Annotated in this window: 18 protein-coding genes; 3 read left to right on the top strand and 15 right to left on the bottom strand. The window is 43.8% G+C overall.

The genetic code is table 11. The annotated features are described in order from the left end of the window. Positions 1-2: 2 nt before the first annotated feature. Positions 3-704 carry a fimbrial biogenesis chaperone gene (locus tag LDO73_RS02500; RefSeq protein WP_224060050.1) on the top strand — a complete coding sequence of 234 codons (702 nt, stop codon included), beginning with the start codon at positions 3-5 and terminating at the stop codon, positions 702-704. A gap of 33 nt (positions 705-737) precedes the next feature. On the opposite strand, the gene LDO73_RS02495 is transcribed toward LDO73_RS02500, so the two are convergent. Genes LDO73_RS02495 through LDO73_RS02485 form a run of 3 tightly spaced genes read right to left on the bottom strand, consistent with a single transcriptional unit; the run spans position 738 to position 4,656 of the window. After that, entirely contained in the window at positions 738-1,613 is an 876-nt protein-coding gene (locus LDO73_RS02495) for a dimethyl sulfoxide reductase anchor subunit family protein (RefSeq protein WP_224060049.1), read from the bottom strand. Then, positions 1,610-2,248 carry a DMSO/selenate family reductase complex B subunit gene (locus tag LDO73_RS02490; protein ID WP_224060048.1) on the bottom strand — a complete coding sequence of 213 codons (639 nt, stop codon included), beginning with the start codon at positions 2,246-2,248 and terminating at the stop codon, positions 1,610-1,612. The genes LDO73_RS02495 and LDO73_RS02490 overlap by 4 nt, the downstream gene beginning before the upstream one ends. Next, the gene (locus LDO73_RS02485; RefSeq protein WP_224060047.1) at positions 2,245-4,656 is read right to left on the bottom strand and encodes a DMSO/selenate family reductase complex A subunit; all 2,412 of its coding nucleotides are present in this window, start codon (positions 4,654-4,656) and stop codon (positions 2,245-2,247) included. The genes LDO73_RS02490 and LDO73_RS02485 overlap by 4 nt, the downstream gene beginning before the upstream one ends. A 205-nt stretch (positions 4,657-4,861) precedes the next feature. On the opposite strand from LDO73_RS02485, the gene LDO73_RS02480 reads away from it, so the two are divergent. Beyond that, a complete protein-coding gene (locus LDO73_RS02480) occupies positions 4,862-5,635 on the top strand; it encodes an AraC family transcriptional regulator (RefSeq protein WP_224060046.1) in 774 nt (257 codons plus the stop codon). Between the two features lie 2 nt (positions 5,636-5,637). On the opposite strand, the gene LDO73_RS02475 is transcribed toward LDO73_RS02480, so the two are convergent. From LDO73_RS02475 to LDO73_RS02435, 9 genes are all read right to left on the bottom strand, one after another. Beyond that, positions 5,638-6,702, bottom strand: a complete 1,065-nt coding sequence (locus tag LDO73_RS02475; protein WP_224060045.1) for an adhesin — start codon at positions 6,700-6,702, stop codon at positions 5,638-5,640. A 13-nt stretch (positions 6,703-6,715) separates the two neighbouring features. After that, positions 6,716-7,249 carry a fimbrial protein gene (locus LDO73_RS02470; RefSeq protein ID WP_224060044.1) on the bottom strand — a complete coding sequence of 178 codons (534 nt, stop codon included), beginning with the start codon at positions 7,247-7,249 and terminating at the stop codon, positions 6,716-6,718. Continuing rightward, on the bottom strand, positions 7,249-7,779 hold the full coding sequence (locus tag LDO73_RS02465) for a fimbrial protein (protein WP_224060043.1): 531 nt from the start codon (positions 7,777-7,779) through the stop codon (positions 7,249-7,251). Before LDO73_RS02465 ends, LDO73_RS02470 begins: the two co-directional genes overlap by 1 nt. Continuing rightward, on the bottom strand, positions 7,772-8,164 hold the full coding sequence (locus LDO73_RS02460) for a hypothetical protein (RefSeq protein WP_224060042.1): 393 nt from the start codon (positions 8,162-8,164) through the stop codon (positions 7,772-7,774). Before LDO73_RS02460 ends, LDO73_RS02465 begins: the two co-directional genes overlap by 8 nt. A gap of 31 nt (positions 8,165-8,195) precedes the next feature. After that, complete coding sequence (locus LDO73_RS02455) at positions 8,196-8,885, bottom strand: fimbria/pilus periplasmic chaperone (RefSeq protein WP_423810881.1); 690 nt, start codon at positions 8,883-8,885, stop codon at positions 8,196-8,198. Positions 8,886-8,960: 75 nt separating this feature from the next. Beyond that, positions 8,961-11,465, bottom strand: coding sequence for a fimbria/pilus outer membrane usher protein (locus LDO73_RS02450; protein ID WP_224060040.1), 2,505 nt, complete (start codon positions 11,463-11,465; stop codon positions 8,961-8,963). 88 nt (positions 11,466-11,553) lie between these two features. Beyond that, positions 11,554-12,135, bottom strand: a complete 582-nt coding sequence (locus LDO73_RS02445) for a fimbrial protein (protein ID WP_423810869.1) — start codon at positions 12,133-12,135, stop codon at positions 11,554-11,556. A gap of 75 nt (positions 12,136-12,210) precedes the next feature. After that, on the bottom strand, positions 12,211-12,762 hold the full coding sequence (locus LDO73_RS02440) for a fimbrial protein (RefSeq protein ID WP_224060039.1): 552 nt from the start codon (positions 12,760-12,762) through the stop codon (positions 12,211-12,213). Between the two features lie 130 nt (positions 12,763-12,892). After that, positions 12,893-13,237, bottom strand: a complete 345-nt coding sequence (locus LDO73_RS02435) for a helix-turn-helix domain-containing protein (RefSeq protein ID WP_224060038.1) — start codon at positions 13,235-13,237, stop codon at positions 12,893-12,895. 679 nt (positions 13,238-13,916) lie between these two features. Between LDO73_RS02435 and LDO73_RS02430 the strand changes: the two genes are divergently transcribed. Then, complete coding sequence (locus LDO73_RS02430; RefSeq protein ID WP_224060037.1) at positions 13,917-14,537, top strand: flavin reductase family protein; 621 nt, start codon at positions 13,917-13,919, stop codon at positions 14,535-14,537. A gap of 46 nt (positions 14,538-14,583) precedes the next feature. Here LDO73_RS02430 and LDO73_RS02425 read toward each other — a convergent pair whose 3' ends face one another. The 3 genes from LDO73_RS02425 to LDO73_RS02415 all read right to left on the bottom strand — a co-directional run bounded on the left by LDO73_RS02425 (position 14,584) and on the right by LDO73_RS02415 (position 16,063). Next, positions 14,584-15,141 carry a class I SAM-dependent methyltransferase gene (locus LDO73_RS02425; RefSeq protein ID WP_224060036.1) on the bottom strand — a complete coding sequence of 186 codons (558 nt, stop codon included), beginning with the start codon at positions 15,139-15,141 and terminating at the stop codon, positions 14,584-14,586. Positions 15,142-15,177: 36 nt separating this feature from the next. Continuing rightward, a complete protein-coding gene (locus tag LDO73_RS02420) occupies positions 15,178-15,483 on the bottom strand; it encodes a zinc ribbon domain-containing protein (protein WP_224060035.1) in 306 nt (101 codons plus the stop codon). Positions 15,484-15,646: 163 nt separating this feature from the next. Further along, on the bottom strand, positions 15,647-16,063 hold the full coding sequence (locus tag LDO73_RS02415) for a YybH family protein (protein WP_224060034.1): 417 nt from the start codon (positions 16,061-16,063) through the stop codon (positions 15,647-15,649). Positions 16,064-16,192 lie beyond the last annotated feature (129 nt).

Genomic DNA, 16,192 nt, shown 5'->3' with positions numbered 1-16,192 from the left:
AAATGCGGTATATTCAAGGAATTCTTTACGGTTTAATATTGCTCCTTCTCAGCTCACAGACGCACGCGAGCTTAATACTCAAAAAAACGCGTTTGATTTACTTAAGCGACCAAAAATCTGCCAATATTCAAACCATTAATGACAGTGAACAAGCAAGCTTAGTACAGAGTTGGGTTGATGAGGGCAATATCCATTCCACCCCAGAAACAACAGAAGCACCGTTTATTGTGACGCCTCCTGTGACCAAAATCGCCGCTCATGATGGCGCGCAATTGCGGATTCGATTTATTGGCGGGGATTTACCGCAAGATAGAGAATCTGTTTTTTATTTGAATGTACTTGATATCTCGCCAAAACCTCAAAATAAAGAAGGGATGAATATTATTCAGTTAGCGCTACAAATTCGTATCAAAGTTTTTTATCGACCCGCTGCGCTTGCCAGTGGCGTAGAGTCATTTATCAATAACGTGAGTGCTTTACATTCCGAGAATCAGCTTTCGATTAAAAACCCCACCCCTTATTTTTTGAATATTTCACAGCTCTATTATGAAAATAGCCAAAATACCCCCATCGCAAAAAGCGTTATGATCCCACCCTATTCAACCGAAAAGTTAGAAGGGAGCCAGCGGCAAAATGGCAAACTTATTGCGGTGTATATCAATGATCAAGGCAGCTTAGTCACCCATACTTTAAGCGTAAATTAGATAACCGAACCTATCAGGCTCGGTTATTCATTTTTAAATATGGATCGTATAAAAACAGTAACGCAGCATAAATTCCGCAACCAGCGCACAAACACAGCCCATCGCAAGAATATATTGGCTACGTCCAACCAACACGCCCTGAGCTTCGCCTTTAATTCGATAAAATGCCCCCATACCGATAGCAACAATAGCAATAAACCCAACCACCCAACTGGCTAAACGCAGTGACCAAATTTGTTGATAAGCATTAATTGAATCAATGGGAAAAGTGACGGATTCATTGGTGTAAGCAGTTTCCAGCAAATAGTTTTCGTAGAATGGTTGATAAATCAAACGAACCACTAAGCTCACGCCCACGACCATCAATAATGCGAGCGCCCTATTTTGGCCTTTATCTTTCAGGAGGAGGCTAACCAGTAAATAGTACCCTGCCGCCCCTAAGGTCAACATCGCCCCATAAAACATCAGATAGGTATTGTCATTCATCCACACTAACATGGAGGTATAACGGTAAATTGACCCCATCGCATACACATCACAAAGCCCCGCGATAATCGCCATCCCCAATAACCCGTAAGACAGTCGTTTTTTAAACCACATCCACAAAAAAGTGAGGCCCAAGAACGTAAAGTAAGTTGCCGTAAAAACCACTTCACGGCTGAGCCAAGAGGAGAAAATGTTTAACAACGAATTAGGCGCATTGAGCGGCACCCCCAAGTGTGTAATGGAAGAGAGTAAACCCACACCCGCCAGCACACATGCGATGAATAAATAACGCAGCAGAAAGCTCGAAGGAATATTTCCACCAAGAGTTGTCGCCAATCTTTTTGCACAAATGCCCAGCATCACGCTTAACCCGATAGAGGCTTGCATTAACAAGGTAAATATCAATAGTGGCCATTCATTCATTTTTTCGCTCCTTGGATAACCGTATTACGCCCAGCCCCTTGGTGCGGATGGATCACTAAATTAGGGTGAGTTATGGATGAGTCTGGCAGCCCTTTCACATCCGCTTGCGAGCCAAAGCGTTCACGCAGCTCATCAATAGGACCAAACTGGATCGCGCCGAGTGGACACGTCGCCACACATACGGGAGCCTGCCCTTGCAGTTGCAAATCAATGCAAAAATCGCACTTCGACATTTGCTTAGTTTCGGGGTTCATCTGCGGCGCACCATATGGACATGACCACGCGCAGGTTCCGCAACCCACGCATTTATCTGTATTGACCATCACAATGCCATCCCCTTCACGTTTATGCATTGCCGTGGTTGGGCAGTTTTTCACACACATTGGGTCAGCACAGTGGTTGCACGAAATAGACAGAGTGTAGGCGAACACATTGTTCTCCCAGCTGCCGCAGCCATTTTCGATGAACTCCCCGCCCGTGATTTCATAAACCCGACGAAATTTACGTCCGACTTCGAGATTGTTTTTATCTTTGCAGGATACCTGACACGCTTTGCACCCTGAGCAGCGTGCCGAGTCAATATAAAACCCGAGTTGTTTGTCACTCACTGCGGGGTAAACGTGGAATTTACTCATACTTTTGCTACCTCCACCAATAAGGTTTGATGGGCATTACCGTGTGCCATTGCAGTACTGCGTGCTGACGTTAAAACGTTCGCACAGCCCCCTTGATCAACATCATTTTCATCTGGCTGCCACCAGGCTCCCGCTTGTAGTGCTACCACCCCCGGCATGATCCGTGAGGTAATTTTGACGGGCACCATCGTGATGCCTCGGTCGTTATGCACTTTCACGGAATCGTCTTCAGTAATGTGGCGGCGTTTCGCATCGATCGGGTTGATCCATAACTCTTGGCGCTGCACCTCTTGTAACCACGGGTTCGCAAATTGGGTAGAATTCGCGCGGTTGCGCCCTTTCCACGTAATCAATTGCAGCGGGTACTGCTGCGTCAACGTGTCTTCAGGGCCTTCAATCGCAGGCACATAATGAGAGAGTGCGGGAATATCGCGGTTATTACGGTCATACAGACGTTTCGAAAAAATCTCGATTTTGCCCGATGGAGTTTCAAACGGGTTATTGGCTAAGTCTTTAATATTTTTCTCAAATGCCACATGCCCCGTATGGGGTTTATGTTTCAAAAGATGGCGACGTTTAACTAACAATTCATTAAAAGTTGGAATACCATCTTCAGGGCGTTTTTCATGAGCATCATTCACCAGATGTTCAATCCACTGCTTTTCGGTACGCCCTTCACTGAATTTTTCACCGACACCCAATTTGTTCGCCACATCACAGAGCCACTCATAATCACTGCGGCGTTCAAACTCAGGCTCCGCGACCTTTTCAGACAGAATAATGTAGTTTCCCGTCCCCCATGTCCCGCCGACATTCCAACGTTCTAAAAAGCTGGTTTCAGGCAGTAAGATGTCGGCATATTTGGCGCTTGGCGTCATATACAGGTCACTGTAGACGATAAACTCAACCTTGTTTTCATCCTCCAGCACTTTGGCAGCATGGCGAATATCGGGGTTCTGGTTCGTCATGTAATTTCCCGCAAGGGAAAAAATCATTTTGATTTCGGTATCCAGTTTTTCAGCATTTTTTAAGCCGTTGTCTGGCGTGACTAAGCTGGCATTCTCACAGGCTTGTACCCAGTTGGTAATATTAATTTTCGCTTTAACTGGGTTTTCAAACAGGCTAGGGCCCGCCAGTGTTTTACGAAGATCAGGCGTCACTGCCATGCCATAACCGGCAGCCCAGCCCCCTTTCACGCCGACGTTTCCCGTAATGGTTGCTAGCAATGTCGCGCCACGCGCAGAGCGTTCCCCGCAAATATGACGCTGCGGTCCCCACCCTTGCATCAAGGCGGCAGGTTTGGTTGTGGCATATTCACGGGCAAGCTGGCGAATGGTTTGCGCAGGCACTTTGGTAATCGGTTCCGCCCACTCAGGGGTTTTCACCACGCCATCTTTTTTCCCCATCAAATAGGCCACTAAAGATTCATTCTCCGGTACTCCGTCAGGCATTTGGTGCTCATCAAAGCCAACGGTGTAGGTATCGATAAATGCCTGATCATGCAGACCTTCGCTGATGATCACATACATCATGGCATCCATCATGGCGTTATCGGTGGTCGGTAAAATCGGGATCCACTGATCCGCTAACGAAGACGCGGTATCGGAGTAGCGCGGATCCACCACAATAAACTTGGTGCCATTTTTCTTCATTTTTTGGAAGTAATGGTTGGTATGCCCGAAAATAGTCTCATTCGGGTTATGTCCCCATAGAATGACTAATGGAGTCTCTTCCAATGTATCTAATGTACTGCCGCTCGCCGAGGTGCCGTAAGTGTACGGCGTCACTGCCATGGTGTTGCCGTTACTGACAGAGTGGTAATTTTCCAGAAATCCCCCTGTCAGATTAAACAAGCGGCGCAGCATATTCGCCCCTGAAAAAATGCCGCCCGTCACCCCAGTACTTAGGCTGACAAATCGAGATGCAGGACCATATTGCTGGTTAATTCGCTGCATATTTTCAGCGATAAGCGCGGTCGCTTCTTCCCAGCTAATTCGCTCAAAATGCCCTTCGCCACGTTTGCCCACCCGCTTCATTGGGTATTTTAAGCGATTCGGATGGTAGACAAATTTGCGGTAGCTGCGTCCGCGCACACAAGCACGCATAATCGGCATCTCTTCATCAAGATCCCCGTCAGGACGTGTGCTGATGCGCGTAACAACACCCTGTTTAACGTGGGCGCGAATATCACATTTTCCGCCGCAGTCAAAACTGCTGCATGTGGAAACCACTCGCTCACCGTCATTCGGTAAAGTGGTCGTAGGGATAATATTGGGGTTTTCTGGTGTTGAAGCGACCGTGTTCGTGGTAATAAAAGGGACAGCCATGAGTGCAGAGCTGCCTTGAATAAACCGACGACGGGTCAATGGTTCAATCAGATGTTCACTCTGATCATTATAATTTTTCATGATAACTCTACCTCTGGCATACATTAGGTTGCCGCGATAGCGTAAACATTTCCCACTGAGCCAACTTTTGAAAAACCGCCAAAGGCATTGGAATTTCAGCCAACCGCCTAAAACAGGTGGTTATATCAATAAATTTTGCCTATATTCAGAAAATAATTCGTTATGTTTGAATTTGAGCCACTGAACGACGGTAACCAAAATTACGATGAGAAATATTCCACTGAGTACCATTGATAGTGTCGCCCGGGATGTTATCGCACTCGCGACGGATTACTTACCCAACGTGCTGTTGGATTCTCACAAGCACCGCCGCGCTCAATTTTTATATGGTGCAACGGGGTTAATTGAGGTGAGCACTGAAGATGGTGAGTGGGTTATTCCTCCCGATAGCGGCGTGTGGATCCCTGAAAATACGGCGCACGAAACGCGGATGCTGAATGTCAGCACCCGCAGTTTATATATCGAACCTGCGGCATCGCCCCGCCAAGGCAATCGATGTGAAGTTTTGCGTGTCTCGCCTTTACTTCGCCAATTGTTATTAGACGCGGTTGGTGCGCCACTGGAATATGATCTTAGCGGACGCGATGGCTCATTGATGCAATTGATCCTCCATGAAGTGGCGCGAGCCGAGCCGCTACCATTTTTTGCCCCGATCCCTCGAGATGAAAGCCTCGCAGCCCTGTGCCGTGAATTTTTAAAATCACCACAAATTACCTCGCTACCCCAAGAGTGGGCAGCAAAATTGCACAAAAGTGACCGATCATTTAGCCGTTTTTTTGGAGCCCAAACGGGTTTGTCATTTTCAGATTGGCGACAACAAGCCTGCTTACTGAGTGCCATTAGCCAGATTTCAGCAGGCAAGTCGATCACTGAGGTGGCATTTGATCTTGGTTACAGCAATGTAGGTTCGTTCTCAACCATGTTTAAAAAATGGCTCGGACAAACCCCATCGAGTTTTATTCAGCGTATTGAGTCCTAGCCTTAATCTAAGGTGGCAATCAGCCATGCGGATCCGCGATAGTCACCCGCTTGGGCATTTTCCCCTTTCAGGTGACTACTGATCTCAAACTCTTTCAGGCTGTGGATTTCCGCGTTGATCTCTTTGCCAGATTGCCCGGTTTCAAGATCCGTAATCACCAGTGAGCTGTAGATGGTATCATTCGCCTCATTTTTCATCGGTAAGCGCTTTTGAGGATCATTATCCTGCGTGTAATCTAAGCGCAAACGCACTTTGGTCGCCGATTGGAAGAGGCAACTATAGGTGACTTGACCGCTAGCACGGTTGTCATAGTACAAGCTATTTAACTGCCCATGACGCAAGTTCAAAATCCCTTGCTCCCCACTGCTGGTACTGGATGTGCATTTTGCACCGATATTAATTTGCGAAGCCGCCAAGCGTAATGGCACAGAAGATTCGTGAAGCGGCCAGCTATCATAAGGTGGTGCCACTTTCGGGTTGGTAAATGCGCGCACGTAGCCTGCTAACGGCATTTCACTAATAACCAACTGCCCATCGATAATTTGCTCTTTGATATAAAACGTCATGGTGATAGGAAAATGGTTATTAAATCGAGGAACATCAAATTTCGTATCCGCATCAGACATTGAGCACACACCGGAGCTACGGTTCGTCCATTCCATCATGTCGGCTTGCACTGTCATCACAAGGTTGGCATTCAGCCGATACGCTTTAAGCCCGCTGATTGAAAATCCCGTTTCAGGCACATACATAAATAATCGATGAAACGCATTTGCTGGCAAAATTTGCGTACTCGTACTCCCCCAGCGCCGCCCGATACACTTCACCATACCAGTCGGTTCCGCAAGGTTACTATCCACCACAAAAGGCTCCCCAACTTGATAGTAATTTTGACCGTCCGACCCCCGATCAGGGTGATCCGCCAGCGTGCTGCTGTTATTCACGCGTATGGTATAGCCCGTATTAGGATCGATAATTTGCGCCGCATAATCCGCATGAGCCATCATCGCCGACAGTATTCCACCCACCAAACAACCTGCCCGCGCTATGGATTTAATTTTCAACATATTAGTGTTCCCATTAGTGATAAGTGACTGAGAGCATCATTGCCGACGTGAATCTTCCTGCAGGTAATTGGCTGAGTGGCCGTGTATTCACCAACTTTGCTTGAAGATTAATACGGTGCTCCGTCGCACTGATAGGCTGTGGTGTGATAGGTTGTAATTGATTGAGCTCTAAAGGAAATATTAACCCATCCGTGATATCAGAAAAATCGATTCCCAACCCTTTTGCGCTGGTGGATAATATTTGTCGACCTTGGTACTCTTCCGTTCCATAGCCTTTTGGGTTGAGTAGCACCGACAACGTTTTTCTTCCTGAGCACCCACTGATATACACCGGAAAATCTTTGGTCAACGAAACCCCTGGCGCACCATTAATTTCAACCACCCCAAAATTAATTTGCAGTGGTGAATCGTTATTTTCACTGCGTACGTGGCAAGCAGGGTCGACCATTGTCGCCACAACATCCACAAACACATCCCCATTAACCACCGGTGAGATAAATAACAGTAAACCCCACCAATACTTTCTGACTTTATTGATTTGCTTCACTATTTATACTCCACGGAAAACGTAGCCCAACCGGAGAACTGCCCTGTGCTGACGTAGCCATAAGGTGGCTTACGCGCCACCACCCCAAAGGATAAAGACTGCGAATCATTCACAACCACAACACTGCCTACATCAATAGGTTCATCCCAAGCAATGGGTTTATCTTCACTGTCCACGATCCCCAGTACCACACCGCTGTCGCCCTGAGTGATAAGATAGTTATGCCCATCAATATCCACTAACTGCGTACCATGCCACGTTACCTTGATTAGTTTTCCCAGCTCTGCACGCTGGCAATGGTCAATTTCAATAAAAAATGGCGTGATAGCGCTAATCTCCCCCAGATTAAGAGACTCCATGCGTAAATCTTCTAGTTGGATCTCTTTTTTAACGGAACCTGCACTCACTTTGCAGGATAAATGCACTAACTCCCCGCTAAACTCCACATCAAGAAATTGCGCATTACCTTGAGTCGAAAAGCTCCAAAAAAGTGGCGCTAGCAGCCACCAGAACAGAGTTAACTTACTCATAACTCACCTCCAGCCGCAGTGGGTGGGCTTTATCAATCACAGAAGGGAGCTGAACGGGGTTATTTCCATCAATAAGTGCCACGGGGTAGCGCACCGTTTCTTCCCCCGTTAAGGCATCCACCACCCGCAAAATTGCGGGCGTTTTTGCTCCATTCTTATTTTCACTGAATGCTAAACCCGCACCGCAATGGGTCAATTTCAACATTTTCCCCACCTCTAAACTGCATGGCGCATTGAATAACGTGGCATTCACCAAAAACCAGCCCGCCTGTGAAGATTCATAATGGGATTCAGTGGGTGGCACGCTGCCTAGGAATTCCTCGCCTTGCCCCCAAGCACTTACGGTCATTGTGATAATCCCGATAACTAACCGGATAATATTCATCCACATATTCCCCTTTTATGCCTTGGTTCCATTACTGTTCCCCTGAGACCGTGCAGGTGTCTCCTTGGCAACGAAATACCAGTGTTGGCTTGCCACCATAATCATTGATGTAAGTGAGATAAGGGGTGGTTAGTGTATGAGTATTAATCTCGAATGTGGATTTTGGGGCAACCATCACGACCTCAAAGCTGCTCTCTTCCGACTGTTTTTTACTGTTCCCCACCCCAATCACCGTTAAATTAAACGGCGTGGTGTTATTCAAACGGTAGCCTTTGGCCGTTTTTTGCAACGTAATGTTATGCGCCCATTTAGTTTGAGAGGCTTCGAGGATTTTTTCAGGGCGATAGAACAGTTTTACCCGGGATTGTAGTGCGATTTGCAGTGTATTTTCTTCCGTAGATTTCGGCGGAACTTCACGCAAATTGAAATAGAAAACGGACTCTCTATCATCGGGTAATTGGCTTAATAACGGCGTTTTGCTCAAACGCACTAAACTGTGGCTATTGGCTTCTACCCGCTGTAACGGCGGCGTGGCAAGGATCGCGCCTTGAGTCAGTTTTTTACCTTGAAGATCTTCAATCCAACTCTGGGCTAAATAGGCTTCTTCAGGATTATCATTAGCGATACGCACATTAATGGAATTCTCATTGCCCGGAAAAACAATTCGCGTTCTATCCAGAGTCACCGCGCTATAAGAGACTTGTGGAATTCCAATAAGCATGCTTATCAATGCTGCGGAAATAAGTTTAAAATTCAGCATAATCAACCTCATAGATTAAAGATAATAAAAATTCCGTTATTTTTGACATGGCAGTAACAGCATTGAAGAAGGGCTACTTAATGAGTCAGGCAAAGTTAACTGGCACTGTTTTTGGTTGCGCCAATAAACCCATAACGCAGCATTTTTCTGGACACCCACCAACCAGGTCACCCCATCTTCTCCAACTATCCCAAGCTCTTGATTCGCCTCATTACGCACGCTAGCGCCAAACGGTGGTTTTTTGCCATCCGGTAAGGCGATCACCGAGAAGAGTTTTTCCCCTTTCATCACAGGGAAACTTCGATAGCCAATAGCGCCTTTTGTGAGCGTGATATCGCTGGTGGCACTGAGCGCTTCAATGTTTTCAGGTAATTTGCTGGTATTAATGGAAGCCGAGGATTTGCGGTAGCTATTCACATTTGGGATCACCGCCAAACCAAAGCGGTTGGTTTTTGTGATGCCATTATTCAGCGGAACGCCGCCAATATCCGAGGTTTCCACCATCAAGCGAGTGTCACCATGCGCGGAGCGATGCAGCGCTGCTCCCTTGCCTGTTATCGTGATCCCGCTATTAATCGATGCCCCAATACTGCGGTATTGATGAGGAACATAGCTGCCATTAATGGACACACTGCCATCCGAAAGATCTCGAGAATAAAAACCGCTCAAGCTTGTTTGGCTATCCACATCTTGCCCGTAGTTATACCCCATCGTTAGGCTGTAATTATCCTGCTCCCCATAACCGCTATATCCCACATTATGGTTATATTGATTCTTTTTATTGGAACGAGAGTACAGCTCAGAAAACGTCAAGCTATGCCCGCTGTACAGTGGGATCGTTAAATAGAGGTTAATGGCATCATCTTCATAGCCGTTACTCCGCTCTGTTCGCGTTGCAGAGATCGCAATATTGCCGCTATATTGAGAAAGAGAAGGAAAATTCAGGCTCGTATTGGCGTATAAACCGTACTGGGTTTGCGGATCATCCTGCCAATAGGTGCTGTACTGGTAATTTAACGAGAGGTTAAAATCATCAAAGTATTTATTTAAATAGACCTGGTAGTTTTCCTTAGTGGCTCGCGGTGAGTGCCCAGTTCTGTTCTCATCCATATATTGCATTAGCGTTCGATACTCTTTATCGGCAAAACGATAGCCCGCAAAAGTAATATCGGTACGGAGATCCTCGAATGACTTCGCATAATTAAAACGGTAAGAACGCCCCTGTAAGCGGCCTTTATCGTCATCAGAATAATCAGCAAAAGATTGGGTGATGTCCACCGCCACTGCCCCGAAAGAGAACAGGTCACGCCCAATCCCTAAAGCGGCACTTTGGTAATAGGCATTAAGCTGAGTTCCTCCATACAGCGACCACGCATTTGATACACCGTATGACAATTCACCACTAATGACGGGATCCCCCGTTAAATGTCGATTGTCATAACGTGTTTTCCCCACCGCCGCTTTATAATTTATCCGGCCGGGGCGGGTTAAGTAGGGCAACGATGCGGTACTGAGGCTAAATTTGTTCTCTTCTCCATTTTCTTCGCGCACCGTCACATCAAGTACACCACGGATCCCACTATCCAATGTTTGAATACGAAAAGGCCCTGGTGGCACAGAGGTTTCTGAAATGATCCGATCTTGACTGCGGACGATCACAATGGCGTTGGTTTTCGCCACACCGATAATTTCAGGGGCATATCCCACCAATTTTGGCGGCAACATGCGATCATCACTTTCAATCGAAATACCGGTGTATTGCCAAGAGTCAAACACGTCCGAGTAAAAGTTATTTTCCCCGAGCGTGAGCAGAGCTGCGGTTTCCTTCAATGAGCGAAACGCATATAACCGACTGAAATCAAAGTTATGTTTTTCTTGCGAATAACTGCCCCCATGCTGCTTTTGATAAGTTCCATTGAAGTCACCGCGCAACCGCCAAGCTCCAATGTTAATACCCGATGTACCATTACCGGATAAGTAAACGCGCTTGTCGCCATCGGTTTCTTTTGTGGCAGAAATATTCGCACTGTAGTCCACAAACATCCCAGTGATCCCCTCTTCCCATAATTTTGGGGGAACCCAGTAAGGATCACGATATTCCATCCACATTTGGGGAATGGTCATTTTTAAGGACATCGAAGACAAATCCACTTTGGTTTGTACCCCAGCCAAAGCCGAGAAATTCAAACATTTTTCATCATGAAATAATGTGACTTTTTCCTCCGCGGATTTTTTTAGCCCCATAAAATCCAGCAACTGAGGTGCCAGGCACACTTGCTGAGACCCAGCACTTTTTGCACTTTTATCATCAAAAACAGCGATATCTCGCGGTTCACCTAAACGCTGTCCATTGACAAAAACCGTCAAAATATAGTCTCCAGGTGGAACATATCCGGCGACAGAGAATTGGCTCATATCAATGTTATTCATATCTTCGGCATCTAACACATCGGTATTAAATTCAGCAGCATAGCTATTGCTGATCCCCATACTTAGCGCCAATAAAATCGTCTGTCTTAGTTTGCTATGTTTGAACATCATGCTCTATACCATCCCAAATGCGACGAGTGTGCCCCTCTCGAAAATGACTTCGAGAAAATGTTTATCTGCAATTTATTGATAATCGGTGTTATTGATAATCGATAAAAAAGCGGATTAACCCTTGATAGTTACCCGCTTGAATAGGCCGCCCAGTTAGCTCTAGACGTAAAAAGTACTGTAGATAGAGTGCTTTGCCTGATTTATCTTGTCGCAACACATTGTCAGATAAAGGATAATATTGACCTGGAATCAATGTATTGAAACGGCTATCAAGGACAGAAACCCCGAGACCTTGTGATGCGCCCCGTAGTACAAATGCATCAATGTGTTCCGCTGTTTCCCCTGCAAATCGAATAGACCATGTTTTACTATCGAGTGAAGAATAAAGGCTTCCACAGTCTCGTAACTCAATAATAAAAGGTTGATTATGTCGCTCACGCTGTAACTTCGTACCAAGCAGGGGGATTGCTAAAGTTGAAAAATCAATCGTTTGAAATCTATTTTCCATTACAACCGAACACGGTGTCGCGATGACAATACCTTTCAGCGTTGTGCTGCCATTAAGCTCTATTTTTTTATTCACTGCAGCCCCTGAAATCATCGGGCATATCAAAATGGCCACAGCCATCAGTTGAGCTAATTGGCAAGTTACCCATTGATAAAAAATCACAATTGTCTCCCTCAACTTTCTCCTTCAACCCAGTTTTGATACCGCCAGCTGTTCACTGGCGGCAGGCTCCAATGCCTACTGATACGTAATTCGGAAGTTAGTTACGGCGCTAAACTTACCTTCAGCGACATCCTTTGTAGCATCAATAGCCTTAGCTAATGCTTTGAAGGTTAAGGTGTTATCTCCCTTCTTATTGATAATGCTCGATAAAATATCCTTGGCTTTGCCAAATTCAAAGCCATCAATACCAATACCCACGTTGTTTGCATTGCCCGGAGAGGTTGAGAGCAAAGTATTACCCGCATCAGCGTAGTTTTGCCCGGTAAAGATTAACTCCATACTTTTCACCGCTGCTGGCACCCCTGTACCATCTTTGGTGTAATCTGAAAAATCACATCCTGTTAATTCAATATTAAAACTCACTTCAGCTGTTCGACCATTCTCCAAACCACGGCGAGAAAGCTGCCCAAAATCAATAGTTTGTTTTAGCGATGGTTGTGCAATATTACAGGGTGAAGTCACCACTGAGCCGATAAAATTCACCGTGCCTGTGTTCTCTGCCATTACACTAAAAGAAGTTGCAGATGTAGCCAGAAGTGTAATGATTGCTAATTGATTAAGTTTCATATAATGACTTTCCTTTCGTTTAAAAATAAGAAAAACGCAATACACCATTAAATAATCAATGGAACAAAAAACATTAAATAACAATTAACTACATACTTACTGAAGAATATTTAAATTTGATTATTCGTTATTAAAGATCATGTAAAGCTTTGAACTTTAATTTATCGTAATAGGAATTTTTTGATTTTTTATCTTGAAATAAAAAATTATCTTGTAATTTTATCTCTGCTATTTCATCTGAATAATTAGCAATAACTTTGAAAAAAAACTCAGACCAATCCTTGCCTAATTCATTTAATATGGCATCAAGCGTTTCTATATTTATGCTCGTAATACCACGTTCATAGCGAGATATTTGTTGTTGACTAATATGAAGCATTCGCCCTAATTCCTCACCTGTTAATGAGCAATTAAGCCGTGCTTCTCGAATAAATAAACCAACCTCTTCACGCAATCTATATTTGTTTTTCATCATATTAAAACCAATTTAAATAGCTTTAATTTTATTTACTCAAAGGTAGCTAATTCATTGAGAAAATAGTGCAATAAAAAATGGATATATCCAAAGTGCAGGAAATTTAATTTATTAAAATATAGATACAGTAAATAAGTCTGTAAATACGTTTATATCGATCGAAATTATATCATTCAATAGTTAATACCTATCAAATTAAATTTATCGATCGTTTTAACGTCGAGGTTTTATTTATATAAGATTAAATATCAATATATTACATAACAAATATCATATGGTATAATTAGCTTAACATTTAAATATTAGATTATTTTAAGCGTGATAAGTCATTAAAAAAATATCATTTAAAATTAAATAAAATAAAATTATCCAATTATAAATATTTCAAATAATAACTTAATTAAATTTATTCGTGGTTATAAACAAACAATATCAAACATAAAAACTTAATATTTTAATAAAAAACAAAAATACACTTAAATAACTCATATTTTGTGTTTTGTGAATTCAATCCATAAAATTTCAAATATAATTTAAATTTATCAAAATAAGTCATATTAACCATAGAATCTTCACCATTATCCATATCATGCTTAAACTATGCATATCGTGCACTTTTCATTTTCTAATATTAACTAGAATAAATTAATCCGTTAGGATAACGAAAAAGGAGCCAATAATGAAAACTCAATTTTATAGTTACCAACCACAACAAGGTCATGGGCTTCCCCATGATCCGATCCCCTCATTAATTGGTCCGCGCCCTATTGGTTGGATCTCCACATGCGATAAGCAAGGCAACACCAATCTTGCACCTTATAGCTTCTTCAATATTTTTAACTACTCCCCCCCTATTTTGGTCTTTTCAAGTGTTGGAAAAAAAGATTCCGTCACCAATGCTATCGAAACGGGTGAGTTCGTTTATAACCTTGCGACTCTTGAACTTGGGCAGCAGGTCAATTCAAGCAGTGCAATGTTACCTCGTGGAGAAAGTGAGTTTGACCTTACTGGGCTTTCCACCTTACCGTCCACATTAATTACGCCTCCACGCATCGCCCAAACACCTGTTTCCATGGAGTGTGTGGTCACTGAATATCAGCAATTAAAGCGTGCAGATGGCAGCCTACTGGATACGTGGATGGTCATGGGGGAAGTGGTGATGGTGCATATCGATGAAGCCACTTTAGAGCAAGGCTTATATAACAGTGCCCGTCAAAAACCCCTGATGCGGGCGGGTGGACCTGCGGATTATTACTGGATTGAAGAGCAACAAAAGCTCGAAATGTATCGCCCTAAATAACGTAAAAAGTCTTAGGCCAGTTTCTATCACGCTGGCCTAAGATGGGTTATTTGGGTATACAGGTATACACCCAAGCGGGTGGGAAATTGCGATACACACGTTCTTTCGTGAATGAAAAATAACGTGAAAATAGCGGCTCACAACTTTGGGTATACTGAAATAACACCAATTTACCCTGATGCTTTATTAGGCTCTGACGTACCTGCTTTAATATTCGCATGCTGGTTTTTTTATTCAGGGAAAGAAACGGAATTCCTGAAATAATCAAATCATAATCACCCAATAAATATTCTGCAGAGCGTGGGTTAACAGCCACTCTCGGGTCATCAATCTGATTTAAAATATCGATAAAATCATGATTAATTTCATAGAGATCTAAACGTGTTTGCGCTGTAATTTTGTTCACAATATAGCGAGTCATGACGCCATTACCTGCACCAATCTCTGCAATTTGATGACATTGAGCCCAATCAATATTGTCAATCATGGTATTACATAGCCAGCGAGAGGATGGGAATACCGTTCCCATCGAGGCTGGTGATGCAATGAAATTCTTAACGTAGAGCTGGTAATGGTTCTTATGAGAAAAAAATGATTCCGCCATGCTTCCTCCTGAATCAGAAATACCTTTTCTATTTCCTTAAGTTGATGCTCCACATTCACCGCAAAAATTTGCATTCGGGTCTACGGCTCTTTGGCATTGTCGGCATCTTATCTTTTGGATGTTTTGTCCCTGTGAAAAATAATTGTCTTCGCCCTGACCATCATTACATTGATAATCCCCGCCATACTTCGAGCCATAACCCTGTTTATCTCGTGAGCCATGTTTACCTCGAGAGCCATGTTTAGAATTGCTGCCATGTCCTGAATAACCTCGATATTGGCTATCGCGTTTCGAGTCATAACGATTTCTGCCGAGGTTAAATAACCAGCTGAAAATTGACATAATAAATATCCTCCACTGTTATTCTTGTCCCGAGTATAAACCTTAGACTTAACTCCAAAGACAACAGTAAAGCTTAATAATTACAATAAAAAACCATTTATTACGTAAACTGAATTTTGCTGTTTTTTCATGACACCAGCAGGTGAATGAGCAAAAGCTTTCCTTAGGATTTCAGCAGTGAAGTTCCATAAGAATTATCAATCACACATAGCCACTTACCGTCGATCAGTTTAAAAACGTAGGTGGCATCTCGCACCGTGTTAAACGGCGTACCGTCCTGCATTTGCGCACTCAGAATTGTTTCAGCTAAGACTAAGGCACAATCTTCGCCAAAAATAACTTTCACCGTACCTTGAGATACTTGCAGGCTGTGATTAAAAAATTCAGCGATGGCAGAAAACGCTTTCTTTAGGTTCTCTTTTCCATGGACATGTAAACCGTCTTTCACCACTAACGAGCCATTCTCAGAATAAAAATCCATTAAATAGCTGAAATTCTCTTCCGTGATGGCTCTATCTGCGCTGGCAATTAGAGCTTCAAGTTCTTGCGTGTGCTTTTGAGTATTAACGAAAAGATTCATAGAGGGCTCCTTGTTGAAGGCTAACCAGACAAGGACAAAAAACCCGCCTTATCTGGCGGGTTGAGGATGCAGCAAACTCCCACCAGTTAAGTGATGGTCATCATAATAATGAGGTGAGCTACATGCTGT

The sequence above is a fragment of the Providencia alcalifaciens genome (assembly GCF_915403165.1).
Lineage (GTDB): Bacteria > Pseudomonadota > Gammaproteobacteria > Enterobacterales > Enterobacteriaceae > Providencia > Providencia alcalifaciens_C.
This window is presented reverse-complemented; position numbering and strand designations above follow the sequence as displayed.

Excerpts from the sequence above, each read along its gene's own strand:
- LDO73_RS02500 (WP_224060050.1), top strand. The coding sequence starts at position 3 with ATGCGGTATATTCAAGGAATTCTTTACGGTTTAATATTGCTCCTTCTC.
- LDO73_RS02440 (WP_224060039.1), bottom strand. The coding sequence starts at position 12,762 with ATGAAACTTAATCAATTAGCAATCATTACACTTCTGGCTACATCTGCA.
- LDO73_RS02480 (WP_224060046.1), top strand. The coding sequence starts at position 4,862 with ATGAGAAATATTCCACTGAGTACCATTGATAGTGTCGCCCGGGATGTT.
- LDO73_RS02420 (WP_224060035.1), bottom strand. The coding sequence starts at position 15,483 with ATGTCAATTTTCAGCTGGTTATTTAACCTCGGCAGAAATCGTTATGAC.
- LDO73_RS02425 (WP_224060036.1), bottom strand. The coding sequence starts at position 15,141 with ATGGCGGAATCATTTTTTTCTCATAAGAACCATTACCAGCTCTACGTT.
- LDO73_RS02435 (WP_224060038.1), bottom strand. The coding sequence starts at position 13,237 with ATGATGAAAAACAAATATAGATTGCGTGAAGAGGTTGGTTTATTTATT.
- LDO73_RS02430 (WP_224060037.1), top strand. The coding sequence starts at position 13,917 with ATGAAAACTCAATTTTATAGTTACCAACCACAACAAGGTCATGGGCTT.
- LDO73_RS02490 (WP_224060048.1), bottom strand. The coding sequence starts at position 2,248 with ATGAGTAAATTCCACGTTTACCCCGCAGTGAGTGACAAACAACTCGGG.
- LDO73_RS02475 (WP_224060045.1), bottom strand. The coding sequence starts at position 6,702 with ATGTTGAAAATTAAATCCATAGCGCGGGCAGGTTGTTTGGTGGGTGGA.
- LDO73_RS02450 (WP_224060040.1), bottom strand. The coding sequence starts at position 11,465 with ATGATGTTCAAACATAGCAAACTAAGACAGACGATTTTATTGGCGCTA.
- LDO73_RS02460 (WP_224060042.1), bottom strand. The coding sequence starts at position 8,164 with ATGAATATTATCCGGTTAGTTATCGGGATTATCACAATGACCGTAAGT.
- LDO73_RS02465 (WP_224060043.1), bottom strand. The coding sequence starts at position 7,779 with ATGAGTAAGTTAACTCTGTTCTGGTGGCTGCTAGCGCCACTTTTTTGG.
- LDO73_RS02485 (WP_224060047.1), bottom strand. The coding sequence starts at position 4,656 with ATGAAAAATTATAATGATCAGAGTGAACATCTGATTGAACCATTGACC.
- LDO73_RS02495 (WP_224060049.1), bottom strand. The coding sequence starts at position 1,613 with ATGAATGAATGGCCACTATTGATATTTACCTTGTTAATGCAAGCCTCT.
- LDO73_RS02455 (WP_423810881.1), bottom strand. The coding sequence starts at position 8,885 with ATGCTTATTGGAATTCCACAAGTCTCTTATAGCGCGGTGACTCTGGAT.
- LDO73_RS02415 (WP_224060034.1), bottom strand. The coding sequence starts at position 16,063 with ATGAATCTTTTCGTTAATACTCAAAAGCACACGCAAGAACTTGAAGCT.